The organism is Paeniglutamicibacter terrestris (genome assembly GCF_012271785.1).
In the GTDB taxonomy this organism is placed as follows: Bacteria; Actinomycetota; Actinomycetes; order Actinomycetales; family Micrococcaceae; genus Paeniglutamicibacter; species Paeniglutamicibacter terrestris.
In genome coordinates this window covers 868,756-883,561 of record NZ_JAAWVT010000001.1, presented here as the reverse complement: position 1 = coordinate 883,561, position 14,806 = coordinate 868,756, and the positions used below count along the sequence as shown (strand labels likewise).

Sequence of the window (14,806 nt, the reverse complement as noted above, 5' to 3'; positions counted from 1 at the left end):
ACGGATCCCTGGGCCCCCGTTACAAACGTTCTGCTCGTTCAATGCTATTTGGTATTTGTCATTGGCAGCTCATTCTCGGAGCGGTACTGCTCGACAGTTACAAATTCAGAAGGAATCAGATGGCAATCAATTTTACTCTGACAGAGCGTCCATCATTGGATGCTGCCCGGGACCCAATGGGCAGAAGCTGGGTCGGATGGGACTGTAATCGCACCGATGAAGAACTATGGGAACAGAACCGAGGAATCTGGAACCTGCGGTCAAACGTGGTTGACGATGAAGAATTTGCCACGCTATCTTTCGATGGGGTGATTCAAGTGGTTGCGCGGATTACTGGCTTGGAACAGGTGGCCGTCCCTGAATCGAAGTCAGGTTATAAGACAGCACTCAAGGGAGAAGTGCTGCCTCTCGGAGACAGCGTCAGAGATGCCCTCGTTGGGACGACCGTGCCGCCGGTTCGAAATCCAGTTCAGTACTTAGCAAAGGAACGGGAAACCGTACGTGAGGCGACTGAAGAGCTGATCCGTCGATCAGTTCTGCTGACTTATAATCCAGCTTCTTGGTCGTGGGAGCCGGGAATCCATGCTCAGTTGATTGCATCGACCGCTTCTGGCCTGCGCGTGAAAGACCGGTGGTCCACTGGAAATACTGTTCACAAGATTCGCCCCGGAGACAGGGCCTTTCTTCTTCAACAAGGTGTCGGTATCCGAGGCATTATCGCCTCGGGTTTGGTAGGGAGCCGAGTTTTCCAAGCGGAGCATTGGAACGACAGTGGAGACGAAGCAAACTACGCCCTCATCGAATGGGACACAGTTCTTGATGAGCAACATGCATTGTTGCATGAAGACCTTCTTGCGCTGACACCGGGTTTCGGATGGACTCCTAACTCCAGTGGGACCGAATTGAAAGCCCCCCATGCGCAGACCGTTGAACGGGCTTGGTCCTTGCACGCCGGCAAGTTACAGTCGACTCCGCCGGGTACGCCTGGAAGAGGTCAAAGCTGGTCTGACGATCCGGTCAAGCGAAAGCTCGCAGAGGATCACGGCCAGAAGATGCTTGAGCGGCACTATATTGATCGCGGCTGGGCGGTGCAAGACACCAGAATTGGCAATCCCTACGATGCTGTTGCCACGAAAGGGACAGCAACGCTGTACCTCGAAGCCAAAGCAACACAGACCACTGGTAATAAGGTTCTTGTAACGCCGAACGAGGTGAGGTTTGCTCGTGACAACCGTGGCCAATGCATCATTGGCATTGTTTCGGACATCCTCTTCAATCCAGATGGTTCCCTTGACGATTCTTCTGGCAGACTTCGGATCTTCGATTGGACAGCGCATGAGACTGAACTGAAGGCAACTGGATTCACCTGGACTCCTTCTGACCCTCCGATAGCCTGAGGCTGGGTACGCTCTACAAGCTTAGCCCGCGGAGATAAACTCCGCTGGCTGGGAACCTCCGGGCGTCCCCGACGGCATCATTCGAAGTGCTGTCGAGGTCATTAAGCGGAGTGAAGCGCCGGTTAGCCTGCGCGCCGCGCCGGAGACTGAGAGGAAGTTAGAAACCATGGATCGTCGCGGCACACGAGGTCTCCTATGCCATGATCGATTCCGGAATCTCAAGACGATTGATCAGCGACAGGCAGGTAGTCTCGGGTCGGCCAAAGACTCATCGGTCTGGGGGATCCGGACCTGATTTCCGGAAAGGCGCACCGTCGATCAACCACATACACGCCATCATCGTCCCTGGCCCCAACGATCAGCGTCACCTAGAAATGACCGAAAGAAATGCCCGTGGGCGTTTTTATCTCGGTAGATGCTGTTTCCCTCTAGATTACCTCGGCGGTATCGGCGAGGTTCGCGGCCAGCAAACGAACCGCGGAGCTGTCCTCTCCGTTCGGCAAAGCGAGGACCAGGTGGCCCTGCGGATGCACCTGGACTGGGGTGATATTTGAAGCCACCAGACGCAACGGTTCACCGGAGACCGACCGCAACTTCTCACCAATCTTGGAAACGTCAACGGCGCGCGTTCCATCAAAACGGGCTCTCGGACTTTGAGCGTGGTGTCATCAAATGAGTAAGGCTCGCAGCCCTACGGAATTATGGGTGTTGTCTAGACATTCATAAAACCAAGGACTACGAGCCGTGTTTAACAATACGGGGGCAGTTGATGCTGCGTCGACTCTGTTTAATCTTGATGACCATGTGGTGCTGAGCGTTGAAGGAACTGGTGATTCCCGCTCGGTGCTGGTTGAGCCCCTCAACCCTGAAGCGCCATGCCCTGAATGCGGAGTATTCTCCCGCCGGATCCAGGCCAGACCCGTGCACCGGGTCAAGGACATAGCCTGTGGTGGCCAGGGCCTGGAAGTGATGGTGAAGAAACGCCGGCTGGTCTGTCTGGAGGATGCCTGTCCCAAGCGGACCTTCGTGCAGGTCACCGACCAGATTCCGTTGCGGTCCAGACTGACCACCCGGCTGGTGGGTGAAATCGTTGAAGCGGCCATCCACGAGCTACGCGCTATCACCGGCATCGCCAGAGCCCACCGCGTTTCCTGACCGACCGTCATGCGCAAGCTCCTAGTCACCGAACAAATCGTCCTAGACGTAGACCAGCGTCTCGTGCGCCAGCTGGGCGTGGATGAACACCGTTTCCGTAGGGTGCGTTTCGTGCTGGGAACCACGGGCAAGATGATGCGGGTCGAGCCGTGGTCAATTGTATTCACGGACCTGAGCACCGGAACGATCCTTGATGTGGTGGACGGGCGCCGTGGCAAGGCAGTGACTACCTGGATGGCTCAACGTCCGGCGTCGTGGAAGCGGAATATCGAGTACGTGGCCATGGATATGTCCGCAGAATTTCGGAAGGCCATCCGTGATTCTTTGCCTGAGGTGCGGATTTCTGTTGACCATTTCCACATCATCCAAAGAGCGAACCAGATGATCAACGCGGTACGCCGACGCCGTTCACATGACCTCAATGACCGCCGCGGGAAGATGATCGACCCGGCCTACAGGTACCGGAAGCTGCTGGCCTGCAACATCGAGAAACTCTCCAACAAGCAGACCGATCGACTCCGAGATGTTCTGGCATCGGATGCAGAGCTCGGGGTCGTCTATGCCATCAAGGAACACGTCCGAGACCTTCTAAAAACTCGTGACCGGGACTCGTTCGCTACGGCTTGGGAAAAGCTCCAAGCCTCCGTGAAGGCCACCAGCATGCACGAAGCCAAGTCACTTTTCCGGACACTCACGGCTTGGAAAACGGAACTGGAAACCTTCTGCCTGACTCGGCTCACCAACGCCCGCAGCGAGGCTGCCAACCTCACTGCCAAGAACATGAAAAGAATTGGCCGCGGCTACGTCAATCACGAGAATTACCGATGGAGGATATTGTTATACACGGCACGCCTCCGGCCGTGCTGAACACCCGGTCACCACGTCGAAAGTCGGAGAGCCTCAAAACGAAGGATCAGATGTTCGCCCTGCTCGGTATCTCTACTCTGATGATCAGCAGAGGGCCGGACGGTGGCGAGGCGCCGCGCGATCTCTCATGGCGAGCTCCGCCTAAAGGACTCCGATAGGCTCACCGTTGTGGTGTGCTCGGGATTACTGAAGACCAACCACACTGGACCGTGCTCAACAACTTTTCCACCGTCGATCACGGCAACTTGATCGCAGATCTCCTGGATCATGCCCGTCTTATGGGTGATCAGCAAGATGGTGACTCTGCGTTCACGGTTGATGGCGCGCATCAAATCCAGGATGGAGCGTATGGTCTCCGGGTCCAAGGCGCTTGTGGCCTCGTCGGAGCGTAGGGTTTCCGGTTCCTGGACCAGCGCGCGGGCAATACCCACACGCTGCTTTTGCCCACCGGAGGGCTGCGCCGGGTAGGCCAATGCCCGATGCTCCAAACCTACGAGTTCCAACAATTCCGCAACCGCTGGTCGGTGATGGCATCATCAACGACGGCCAGGCGCCACGACAGAAGCACGTTCTCCCACACGGTCTTGGATGACATGAGGGAGAAATGCTGGAACACCATGCCGATGCGGCAGCGGGCATCCCTCCGCTCACTTCCCTGTACCTGCGTGATGTACTCTCCGTCTAGCAGGATGCGCCCTGAGGTGGGGCGCTCCAGGAGGTCGACGGTGTGAAGCAGTGTGGATTTGTCGGCGCCCGATCGCTCCGATGATTTGGCCAGCCGGCAACCCCAGTGATCTGTCCGCAAGCGCATGGACCGGGGCGCCACTGGAACGCTTCTTGACCGAATGGACCTTGCTGATGGACTCGAAGTCAACGCTTCCGCGTGTCTGCCGGGTATCGGTGACGTCCTTCTTATTGGACTGTGATTCCTCGGGTTCTTGAGCGTGATGATTTTTTGTTCCTCCAACAGAACCAACGCGCGTCCGCGTTTACCAGGTCATTCGGGACCGCAACGATTGATCCTTCGGCGACCTCGCCCAAGGCCTTGAACTTTGTGGTGTAGGCGCCAAAGGGTTCAATATGCAAGGCCACGGTCGAAGCCAGATAGTTGAAGTATGGTTGCAAGTCGCGACAACCATTGCCACAATCGGTCGGCATGTTGCCAAGTGCGGAACCCTGCTACCGGCAGTAAAGTCTCGTGGCGAGTGAGTGCCAACCCATCGATAACGCTTGAAGCTTAAACTAAATCGTGTATCGTAGAGGGAAGAGCCACAAACGCTCTTACCCCACTGATGCCAAAGGAACCGATCCCCGAATGATCCCCACTCTGCGCGACGTGCGCTCGACCGGCTGGACCACCAGTGAGGCTACCTCCGAGGTCGTCATCTTCCTGCACGGCTTCGGTTCGAACGAACAGGACCTCAGCGGCCTAGCGCCGGCACTCGGACTTGACCTTCCTTGGGCGTCGCTTCGGGCTCCACTTGAGCTTGGCAACGGCGGGGCAGCTTGGTTTGAGATCACCACGCCGGGCGCCCCGGATGCGGCCCCGGTCGAGGAAGCTACGGCGGCCATTTGGGCCTGGATCGAGGAAAATGTCGACCCGTCCACCCGTATCGTTCCGATCGGTTTCTCCCAGGGCGGACTCATGGCCAGCCAATTGCTGCGCACCCGCCCCGAGCGAGTGATTGCTCCGGTGATCCTCGGCGGATTTGTTCTCGGCGCAAGCCAGCCGGGCGACGAATCCCTGCGCGAAAACCTTCCAGCGGTATTCTGGGGTCGTGGCGCGGTAGACCGGGTCATCGCTCCGGTTGCGATCACCCGCACCACCGAATTTTTGCCGACCCACGCCACGCTGATCAAGAAGGTATACCCGGGCCTGGCCCACGGCATCAACGCCGCAGAACTCGACGACGTGCGCGACTTCATCACCGCTCAGCTCGGCGCCGAGGTGTCGGCCGGCGCATGAGTGCCGACAATCCGTTCGAGATCGGCATCTTCACCTTCGGCGAGCTGACCCGCAACGCTGAGGGTCAACCGATGGACGCCGCAACGCGTATGCGCGACATTCTCGAATGGGCCAGAGTTGCCGACGAGGCCGGCCTGGATGTTTTTGGCGTGGGGGAGCATCACCGCGAGGACTTCGCGGTGTCCTCACCACCGGTGGTTCTTGCAGCCGCTGCCGCACAGACGACGAACATCCGGCTGACCAGCACGGTCACGGTGCTCTCGAGTGCCGACCCGGTCCGCGTCTTCGAGGACTTCGCAACGCTGGATCTGATCAGTGGGGGCCGAGCCGAAATCACCGCGGGACGCGGCGCCTACCTGGAGTCCTTCCCACTCTTCGGTCAGGATCTGCAGCGGTACGATGAGTACTTCGATGACCGACTTGAGCTGTTGCTGAAGATCCGCGACGAAAATCCCGTCACATTCAGCGGCACCACCCGCGCGCCACTGCATGAGGCAGGGGTCTTCCCACGCCCGGTGCAGGAATCACTGCCAATCTGGGCTGCCGTCGGCGGAACACCAGCATCCGCGGTGCGCGCCGGAAAATTAGGAATGCCGCTCTATCTGGCCATCCTCGGGGACCCGCCGCGCTTCGCGCCGCTGGCCGAACTCTATCGTCGCTCCGCTGCGGCGGCCGGCCGGGAACCGGGGCAGATCGGGGTGACCTCGCACTTCTATGTCGAGGAAACCTCCCAGGGAGCAAAGAACACGTTCTTCCCGCATTACAGCTCCTATATCGGGCAGAACATGCCGCGTGCCGGCCGGCTGGACCGTGAGGCCTTCGACGCGTGGGCCTCAGCGCGTGGTGCCTTGTTCGCCGGAAGCCCGGGGGAAATCGTGGAGAAGATTCTCTGGGAGCACGAAATCCTCGGCCACACCCGTTTCCTTGCCCAGGTAGGCCTGGGAGGTTTGTCGCAGACACAAACGCTGCGCTCGATCGAGTTGCTGGCTACCGAGGTGCTGCCCGCGGTCCGAGCCGCACTGCAACACTAACGGCACTTAGAACGAGGCCGGCCCGTGCGGGCCAGCCTCGTTCCGCACCGTCACTCCACGCGCGAAGAACCCAGCTCATCGGGGATAATCTCCGGTGCTGCCTCAACCGCCTTGCGCGATCCGGGCATGAAGAACAGGCTTCCCGCGGCGAGGAAGCAGAGAACCGCGGCGGTGATCCACGCAATCAGGTAGCTGCCCGAAATGTCTCGACCGATTCCCGCCGTCAGCGCGCCAACTCCGGCACCGACCATGTGGAACGCGAAGACCCAGCCAAAGACCACCGATGCTCGCACCGGACCGAAGTATTCGCGGCAGAGAACCACCGTGGGCGGAACGGTGGCCACCCAATCCAAGCCATAAAACAGAATGAAAATCCACAACACCGGCTCCACCGTGGGGCCGAGCAACGAGTGCACCGTCAGCAGCGATATCCCGCGTAACCCGTAGTAAAAGACCAACAGCAGCCACGGACGAACCCGGTCGGTCAGCCACCCCGAGGCAATCGTGCCAATGATGTCAAAAACACCAATCAAGGCCAGAAGCCCCGACGCAGTGGTGGCCGGCATACCGTGGTCGTGAGACGCGGGAATGAAATGGGTTTGGATCAGGCCGTTGGTTGACCAGCCGCAGATCCAGAACGTGAACGCCAAAATCCAGAAGGCCCGAAACCTCATGGCGTGACGCAATACGCCCACAGTCTCGGCCATGGCGCCGCTGGAGGGCCGCGGTTTTGTCGTGGGTTGCTGCGTTACGGTTTCTTTGGTCGCCCCATAAGCGGTGGTCTTGGCCTCGGCGGGACTATTGGCAAAGGGCCAGAACAACAGCGGGACGATCAAAAGCGCAAACCCGGCCACCAGCAACGAGGCGATACGCCATCCGTGGTGACCACTGAGCTGGACGATGGTGGGAAGGAAGATCAATTGTCCGCAGGCATTGGCCGCGGAGAAGATTCCCATCACCAGACCACGTCGATGAACGAACCAGCGGTTCGCCACCACAGCACCAAAGACTAGAGCAATGGCGCCGGTTCCAATACCCACCAGCCCGCCCCACAACAGCCATAACTGCCAGATCTGGGTAATGAAGATGGCCAGGCCGGCTCCCGCCGAGACGAGGACCAACGCCGTTGCCGCAACAAAACGAGCGGAGAAGCGTTCCAGCAGGGTCGCGGCAAAGGGGGCTACCAAGCCGTAGACCACCAAGTTGATGGTCACCGCGGTGGAAAGCTGCGAGCGGGTCCAGCCGAATTCGGTTTCCAGCGGTTCAAAAAACGCGCCGGTGGTGGAACGGAAGGCAGCCGCCGCCACGAGGGCAAGCACCGTCACCGCGGCCACGAGCCAGGCCCGATGGATGAGAGGAGTTTTGCTTGGCACAGCGTTGCCGGTGGGATCAGCTGGTGGTGAAGGCAGTGTCAACGGTTCTGGCTTTCTCGCAAGGGCGGGCGGTCATTCAACGCTTACGCATCTGGAACAGTTCGTCGAAGTATGTCGTGCGGCTCCGGTGGAACCGGGTCTCTTCCGGGTCCCCAGACAGCACGCTCCAATGGACATCGCGATAAATCCGACACTGACCCGGGGATCAACGTTCGATTCTCTTTGCTGCGGGGAACGTACCGCTAGCTTAGAAGGAAACCGTCGAAATGTGCTTGCTGATTCTTGCCCTATTCCAACTTCAGAAAGTAGAAATATTCTTTCAGGACCTCTTTGGAGCGAGAATCTATCGACGTAGTGCGCGCCGGGGCGGGGCCGCGAATTCTCACGGGGACTCATCGCGGAAATACAGAGGTGGGGGATTGATGAATCGCACCCCCCACCTTGAGATGATTACTGCTGTTATGGCGCCTGAACCGGCTCCGCATCGCCGATGTGGCCCTCGGCGTTGGCGTCCAGGACGCGGGCGACGAAGGCGCCGAATTCGCTCATGTAGTGACCGAGGAAGTCTGCCGTCCCGCTGTCTGATACATTGCCTTCGGCGTCAAAGATCTCGGGCTTGAAGGCGATGTAACCCTCGGGAGAGTTCAGCTGCGGGGCGTCCAAGAAGCTGAGTACGCTGCGCATGGAGGACTGCATGACCGCGGTGCCGATGGCCCCGGGGGATGCGCCAATGATGCCGGTTGGCTTGCGGGCGAATGAATTGGTGCCCCAGGGGCGCGATCCCCAGTCGATGGCGTTTTTCAGGGCGCCAGGGATGGAGCGGTTGTATTCGGGGGAGATGATCAACAAACCGTCCGAAGCCTCGACGGCCGTCTTGAATGCCGTGCCCTCCGGAGGGTAGCTGGCGTCAAAATCGTAGTTGTACAACGGGAGATCCTTGATAGAGATCTCGGTGAATTGAAGGTTGTCCGGAGCCAGCTTGATCAACGCCTGGGAGAGGGTGCGGTTGATGGATCCGGTGGACAGGGAACCGACGATGTAACCAATGTTGTAGTTAGTCATGGGGACAGTCCAACATGGGGGCCACGGCATCGTCCATAGCTACTGGCCCAGTATCGGGTGAACGCGCACGCCTGCTGCATGTGTACCTTTCCCGGACGCTGGTGCCATACGATTTGGCGGCATTCACCGATTCGCGGATTCGAATGGCCGCCGTCAGCTGTCCGACCCTTGGATTAAATGCTCCGGGACCCGTCCGCGGAGCACAAGCAGGAATCCTTCACCGCGTCTCAAGTCGCCCGGAACCAAGCTTCTGGTGCCAGCGTCGCCACACCCCTGCCGCAGCGCCGTTGAGTTCCAAGGTCCGCAGCGCCACGCCAACGGAATCACGGAGACCGCCCTTTCTGGAGAAAATCCGTCCGGCGGCTCCAACCCGCAGCTTCCTATCGAATCTTGTGATCGCGCCGGGTTCGAGTTTGCAGGTGAACTCCAAGTCATCATGAAGATTCAGGTTCCCCAAATCCAGTTGCTCGCTCACCGCCGGCCAGATTTCGCGGCGGAACGCCATATTGGACCCCCAGAGCGGCACACGGGCGACGGCTCCGCCGATACCCAGGAAATATGCCGAAGCATAGAAGAACGAGGCCATTACACTGATGAGGCTAGGCAGATCATAGAAACGACCGGGACCTGTCAACGCATCCAGTTCGCCGCTACGCGTGAAATGTTCGTCGATCCGGCGCAGCCAGTCGCTTGGCGGCCGCGTATCGGCGTCGCAACGGATGATGAGATCGCCCGTCGCCGCCTCGTAGCCTGCAGCGGCAGCCGCCATGATTCCGGGTAGCGGTTGGTGGATCACTCTTGCGCCCGCGGCCTGGGCCCAGAACACGGAATCGTCGGTTGATCCGTTGTCGACGACGATGATTTCGTCCGGTGTCTTTGATTGCCGGGCCAGCAGGTCGAGGAGTACTCGCAGATGCTGAGCATCGTTGAGTACTGGGACCACCACGCTGAGTGTACTCATGATGCCCTGCTGCAACGGGACGAGCCGTGGAACCAGAATGCGGCGATTAGCGACCCCAAGGTGCCAGCGACCAAATCCCCGAGCGTGTCTTCATAACCGACTCCGACGTCCGGGTTGATGAAGGTGTGGCCAGCCCATTCGCCGATTTCCCAAAGCACGGCGAGCAGGACTCCCAATCCCGTCAAGGCCACCAGAATTCCTGCTGCCTGGCGCCGGGTTGAGGCATCCGGCAACATCGCATGATGGACCAGCATGTTGGCGAGCGTCTTGGTCAAGACCGCGAGCATCAGCAAGTGGACTAACAGATCCAACCATTCGACTACCTTGTAGGTGCCCAGCACGCTGAACGCCCCACCGAGAAGCAACACGATCTGGCCCGCGAGATCCTCACTCCGAGTCCGGGAGTAGTAGCGCAATGCCCACGTCCCGCCGGACACCAGCAGCATCGTCAGTGCCGAGAGCGGACCCGAAACGATCCACGCCGCGGGAATGGCCAACAGGGCAACCAACCTCAAGGCATCTCCGAGGTGTGGAACGAAGATTTGCTCGTACGCGCTTGCCGGTTCCTTGACGAGCAGCAGACAAACCCTCGGGTTAATGGCAGCGGGTAACCTACTCACAATGGTTCCTCCGTTGGACTGGCCTCGTGATGGCGTTGCCCGTGAGTTCGGCGATCTTCCTTCATTTGCGCCTCAAAAAGGTGACGACGACCCTCGACGAGCTGTTGGCGAATCTCTTCTTCCAGAGTCTTGAAATCTTTGTAGTACCCATCGTCGTATTCCTCCATGACCTGGAAGGTCCATCGTCCTTCCAAGACATTGCGCCCCACCATGGTGTCCTGCAATTTGCGGGCGATATCTTCGTATCCTGCTTCCTTGAACATGTCCACGGCTTCGCCCAGTGCCAGGTCTGCCCTGCCTGTCAGACGATGAAACCGATACAGACTTCCACGGGCATCTTCCACGACTTCGAGGGCTTCGGAGAGTTTTCCCAATGCATCGATGGTTTCCTTCGACGTGTTCGGTGGCGGCAGATGCCCGGAACTTGGATTTTCACGATTCTGGCTCATTGAAGGTCCCTTCCCCGATGGTTTCGCTACGTGGCGAGCTTAAACCACCACGTAGCAAAAGTCAGCCAATCGCACAGGGTGGTGCCCGCCAGCCCTGGGTCACTTCCTGCAGTGTGCCGGGGGAGCTCCCTGCTTCAGACAGACTTCCTGCCTTGCCGCCGGTGACTTTACGCGAGCGCAAGCGATTAGAAGGGTGCCACACTCTGGGCGCGGTCGAAGGTGTTGCTTGGTGGGCGTCCCTCGTTGAAGGCGTTGATGTTCTGCGCGATTTCTGTCGCGCGACGCACGAAGGTCTGGAGGGCGTGGCCGGAATAGTGTGGGGTGGCGATGACATTGGAGAGTGGGGCGAAGCGCGCCACCGATTCGGGTGCATCGGTCCCGTTGGGGGCATCCCACCAAACGTCCAGGGCGGCCCCACCAATGGTCCCTTCCTGAAGCGCCGAATACAGTGCCTGCTCATCAATGATCGCCCCGCGGGAAACATTGACTAGCAGGGCGTCGCTGCGCATGAGCTGAAATTGCTTGGTTCCCATCAACCCTTTGGTTTCCTCGGTGAGCGGCAGGCACAGCACCACCACGTCGCTGACCGCCAGCAGTTCTGGCAGGTACTCCATGGTCTTGACCCATTCGAGATTGGTGTCGGCAGTAGCCGTTTTTCCGGGATTTCGGCGCACGGCAACGGCCTTCATGTCCAGCGAAGTGCACAAGCGCACCGCCTCGGTCCCGATCCCGCCAAGGCCCACAAACCCGATCGTGAGTTCATCCAACGTACGGTGCATGGCCGTACTTGGTTCGGTAGCCACCGAACGCCAAATGCCTGCGCGCATCTGATCGGTCACGGACAACAACCGGCGCTGGTGAGCCAACACCACCATCAGGATGTGCTCGGCTATCGAGCGTTCGTGATGCGAAGTCCGCGTCACGATCGTATCGGCGGGCAGCTTTGCCACGGCTACCCGGTCGGCACCGGAACCGGTGATGTGGACCAACCTCGCGGGGCAGGATGCCGCATCCTCGGGGCTCAGTTTGGCACACACCAGCACTTCGGCCCGGGATATCGCCGCCGACTGCTCCTCGGGCGAAAGGTCGGCGACAAATTCCCAGTCGTTACCGGGAGTGGTCTCCTGCAAGAGATCGGCGAACCTAGAAATGATGGGGTCGGTGACAACGATGCGCATGGTACTCACCAGCGCGGGGTGGTGAGCTGGAAATCCGGCTGGATGCTTTGCATGTAGGTGGTGTCATCGCGTTTGGTCAGCCCGCACTTCAGATATTGCTGATGCATCCGCTCCAGCGCTTCCTCGTCGAGTTCCACACCAAGCCCCGGTTTGGTGGGGACCTTGACCGAGCCATCCTTGATTTCCAGAACTCCCGGGACGATGACATCATCGCTGGCCAGCTTCCAGGGCCAATGGGTGTCGCAGGCATAGTCGATGTTCTTGGTGGCGGCCGCAAGCTGAATCATCGCGGCGAAGCTGATGCCAAGGTGCGAATTCGAATGCATGGACAAACCAAGTTTGAAGGTCTCGGCGATGCTCGCTAGTCCTTGCGAGCGCCGTAGACCACCCCAGAAGTGGTGATCCGAAAGGACGATGTCCACGGCGCCCGCGGCGATGGCCGGCGGCACGTCGTTGAAGGAGACCACACACATATTGGTAGCAATCGGCAGATTGACTGCGGCGCGTACCGCTGCATTGTCAGCAATGGATAGGCAGGGGTCTTCGAGATATTCCAACACCGGTTCCAGCCGCTTCCCGACCTTGATGGCCGTCTGCACTGTCCAGACGCCATTGGGATCAATGCGCAGCGGCATTTCGGGGAAGGCTTCGCGTAGAGCCTCGATCGTGGCGGCTTCGATCTCCGGTTCGAAGACACCGCCCTTGAGCTTGAGCGCGGTGAATCCGTAGTCGTTGACCATCTTGCGGGCCTGGGCCACGATTCCTGCCGGGTCCACGGCCCCGCCCCAGGCATCCGGGCTCTGGCCCGGATGCCCCGCCCACTTGTAAAAGAGGTAGCCACTGAAGGCGACCTCATCGCGCACCGCACCACCCAAGAGCGTGCTGACGGGAACGCCTAGAATCTTGCCCTGAATGTCGAGGGCTGCCACGTCGAAAGCCGAGAGAACTCGATCCTGAAGGGAGGTGGTGGTGACCATTCCGCCAGTGCCGTGGCCACCGAGCCCCTGATCCTCGAGCAGAGATTCGGCGACCAGTGCGGAAATCTGATTGATATTGAACGCATCCGCGCCGATGAGCAGAGCAGCGGCTCGGTTCAAGCGTGTTACATGGGCTTCATCCCCATAGGTTTCGCCCAGACCGTAAACGCCGTCCGCGGTGCGTACGACCACGATGGCTCGCAGCGCGAAGGGCTCGTGCACGCCGACGGAATTCAGTAACGGGGGATCGGCAAAGGCCACCGGGGTCACGGTGACCTCAGTGATGATGGCGCGGTGCGTTGCTGTTGCGCGGGGTGTGAGGGTGGAGATCGTGACGTCTGGTCCAGAAGTCGACATGTTGGTGCTCCGTATCGGTGGGCGGTGGTTAGACTCACCCTAGGAGCTTGCATTGATGCCTGTCCAAGCTAAAAATGACAACCAATCATTCAAGGAGTGAATCGATGTTTTCGTTGATCCAGCTCGAGTCATTCGTCGCGGTGGCCGAGGAATTGCACTTCGGCGCGGCAGCGGACCGGCTGAACATGACCCAGCCGCCGCTGAGTCGGCAGATTCAACTCCTTGAGCGCGAGCTCCAAGCCCAGCTCTTCATCCGCAACTCCCGGCGGGTGGAGCTCACCGCCGCAGGCCGGGTGTTACTGCCCAATGCCCGGCGCATCCTGGACCTGAGCTCCAAGACCAGCCTGGAAGTCTCACGGGTCGCCACCGGAGATGCCGGAACCGTGGTCATCGGCTACACCGCTGTGGCGGGGCAGGCAGTGCTGCCGGATCTCCTAAGCCAGGCCTCCAAACACCTGCCACACGTCACCCTGGTATTGCGCGAGGCAGTTTCGGTGGAACAGCTAGATGCGCTGAGCAAGGGGGCCATCGACATTGGCATCCTGCGCCCGATCGTTACGCGCCCCGGTGTGGTGACGCAGCTGATCAAGAAGGACCGCTTGGTCGTGGCACTTCCGGAGGGCCACGACCTGGCCACGGGCAAGGGCGTGTTCATCAAGGAACTGGTCGGTCTTCCGTTGATGATGTACTCGACGGGGGAGGCTCGCTACTTCTATGATCTGGTGCTTCGGCTTTTCGACTCGGTTGGTGCCCGCCCAAACATCGCCCAAATCGCGAGTCAGATCCCTGCGCTCTTGGCCCTGGTGGCAGCCGGCTTGGGTGTCACGCTGGTACCGGCGACGGCCATGGAATTTACCCCGCGCGGCGTGGTTTTCGAGGAAATCGCCGGGGCCAACGGACTATCAAACCTGAACCATTCGGACATGTACTTGGCGTGGGAGGAATCTTCCGCCAACCCCGCGGCGGAGTTGCTGCGCACGATCTTCATCAATTCGCTCAGCCCCGAAGACGAGGAACCGCCTGCCCCACATGAAACTGCCTGATCTCAGACGGAGATCGTCAGCGAGCCGATCAGTCCGGTGCTGCCCTGAGTGAATTCATGGCGTAGATCCACCGGGCTGCCGGGAAAGTTGCCATCCACGCGTATGTTGGCGATGGCGCCCTGCGCACTCCGGCTACTTGAGATCAACGTTTTAGTGATGGTGAATTCGCTAGCGGGGCCGGTGAGCCAGTCGAGGATCTCACGGTGTCCGGTGTAGCCGTGGCCATCGTCAATCACCACGGCGTTGGGATCGAACACCGAGAGGACTTCGGTCTTATCGCTGCCTTCCATGAGATCGAAGTAGCTTGCTACTGCCGGGAAAAAGTTTTCATTGATCATGATCCAACCCTCGCCCTTCCCCTAAGGGGAGG

At 59.6% G+C, this 14,806-nt stretch carries 15 protein-coding genes and 1 pseudogene; 5 read left to right on the top strand and 11 right to left on the bottom strand.

All coding sequences use genetic code 11. The annotated features are described in order from the left end of the window. Window positions 1-119 precede the first annotated feature (119 nt). Window positions 120-1,397, top strand: a complete 1,278-nt coding sequence (locus HED64_RS04025) for a protein NO VEIN domain-containing protein (RefSeq protein ID WP_168150769.1) — start codon at window positions 120-122, stop codon at window positions 1,395-1,397. 744 nt (window positions 1,398-2,141) lie between these two features. Further along, window positions 2,142-3,419, top strand: a pseudogene (locus HED64_RS04020) (ISL3 family transposase). A 125-nt stretch (window positions 3,420-3,544) separates the two neighbouring features. Here the strand turns inward: HED64_RS04020 and HED64_RS20020 are convergent. The 3 genes from HED64_RS20020 to HED64_RS20240 all read right to left on the bottom strand — a co-directional run bounded on the left by HED64_RS20020 (window position 3,545) and on the right by HED64_RS20240 (window position 4,577). Continuing rightward, a complete protein-coding gene (locus tag HED64_RS20020) occupies window positions 3,545-3,925 on the bottom strand; it encodes an ATP-binding cassette domain-containing protein (protein ID WP_210149190.1) in 381 nt (126 codons plus the stop codon). Further along, window positions 3,910-4,230, bottom strand: coding sequence for an ATP-binding cassette domain-containing protein (locus tag HED64_RS20245; protein WP_168151131.1), 321 nt, complete (start codon window positions 4,228-4,230; stop codon window positions 3,910-3,912). Before HED64_RS20245 ends, HED64_RS20020 begins: the two co-directional genes overlap by 16 nt. A 101-nt stretch (window positions 4,231-4,331) precedes the next feature. Continuing rightward, window positions 4,332-4,577 (bottom strand): MetQ/NlpA family ABC transporter substrate-binding protein, encoded by a 246-nt coding sequence (locus HED64_RS20240; protein ID WP_425351770.1) that lies wholly within the window; start codon window positions 4,575-4,577, stop codon window positions 4,332-4,334. Between the two features lie 157 nt (window positions 4,578-4,734). Here HED64_RS20240 and HED64_RS04000 point away from each other — a divergent pair, with 157 nt between their 5' ends. Together HED64_RS04000 and HED64_RS03995 are read left to right on the top strand one after the other, a co-directional pair. After that, window positions 4,735-5,385 (top strand): alpha/beta hydrolase, encoded by a 651-nt coding sequence (locus HED64_RS04000; protein ID WP_168150767.1) that lies wholly within the window; start codon window positions 4,735-4,737, stop codon window positions 5,383-5,385. Next, entirely contained in the window at window positions 5,382-6,416 is a 1,035-nt protein-coding gene (locus HED64_RS03995) for an LLM class flavin-dependent oxidoreductase (RefSeq protein WP_168150766.1), read from the top strand. Before HED64_RS04000 ends, HED64_RS03995 begins: the two co-directional genes overlap by 4 nt. A gap of 50 nt (window positions 6,417-6,466) precedes the next feature. Here the strand turns inward: HED64_RS03995 and HED64_RS03990 are convergent, their stop codons facing one another. From HED64_RS03990 to HED64_RS03960, 7 genes are all read right to left on the bottom strand, one after another. Continuing rightward, window positions 6,467-7,831, bottom strand: a complete 1,365-nt coding sequence (locus tag HED64_RS03990) for an MFS transporter (RefSeq protein WP_245325619.1) — start codon at window positions 7,829-7,831, stop codon at window positions 6,467-6,469. A 417-nt stretch (window positions 7,832-8,248) separates the two neighbouring features. Beyond that, a complete protein-coding gene (locus tag HED64_RS03985) occupies window positions 8,249-8,851 on the bottom strand; it encodes an NADPH-dependent FMN reductase (protein ID WP_132360198.1) in 603 nt (200 codons plus the stop codon). Window positions 8,852-9,068: 217 nt separating this feature from the next. Continuing rightward, complete coding sequence (locus tag HED64_RS03980) at window positions 9,069-9,812, bottom strand: glycosyltransferase family 2 protein (RefSeq protein ID WP_168150765.1); 744 nt, start codon at window positions 9,810-9,812, stop codon at window positions 9,069-9,071. Continuing rightward, complete coding sequence (locus HED64_RS03975; protein ID WP_168150764.1) at window positions 9,809-10,432, bottom strand: DUF2238 domain-containing protein; 624 nt, start codon at window positions 10,430-10,432, stop codon at window positions 9,809-9,811. The genes HED64_RS03980 and HED64_RS03975 overlap by 4 nt, the downstream gene beginning before the upstream one ends. Beyond that, complete coding sequence (locus HED64_RS03970; RefSeq protein ID WP_168150763.1) at window positions 10,429-10,881, bottom strand: vWA domain-containing protein; 453 nt, start codon at window positions 10,879-10,881, stop codon at window positions 10,429-10,431. The genes HED64_RS03975 and HED64_RS03970 overlap by 4 nt, the downstream gene beginning before the upstream one ends. A gap of 185 nt (window positions 10,882-11,066) precedes the next feature. Then, window positions 11,067-12,059: a 2-hydroxyacid dehydrogenase gene (locus HED64_RS03965; RefSeq protein WP_168150762.1), complete on the bottom strand. Its 993-nt coding sequence runs from the start codon at window positions 12,057-12,059 to the stop codon at window positions 11,067-11,069. A gap of 5 nt (window positions 12,060-12,064) precedes the next feature. Next, entirely contained in the window at window positions 12,065-13,393 is a 1,329-nt protein-coding gene (locus HED64_RS03960) for a glucarate dehydratase family protein (RefSeq protein ID WP_168150761.1), read from the bottom strand. 104 nt (window positions 13,394-13,497) lie between these two features. On the opposite strand from HED64_RS03960, the gene HED64_RS03955 reads away from it, so the two are divergent. Beyond that, on the top strand, window positions 13,498-14,436 hold the full coding sequence (locus HED64_RS03955) for a LysR family transcriptional regulator (RefSeq protein ID WP_168150760.1): 939 nt from the start codon (window positions 13,498-13,500) through the stop codon (window positions 14,434-14,436). A 2-nt stretch (window positions 14,437-14,438) separates the two neighbouring features. Here the strand turns inward: HED64_RS03955 and HED64_RS03950 are convergent, their stop codons facing one another. Continuing rightward, entirely contained in the window at window positions 14,439-14,774 is a 336-nt protein-coding gene (locus HED64_RS03950; protein WP_168150759.1) for a nuclear transport factor 2 family protein, read from the bottom strand. Window positions 14,775-14,806: the final 32 nt, after the last annotated feature.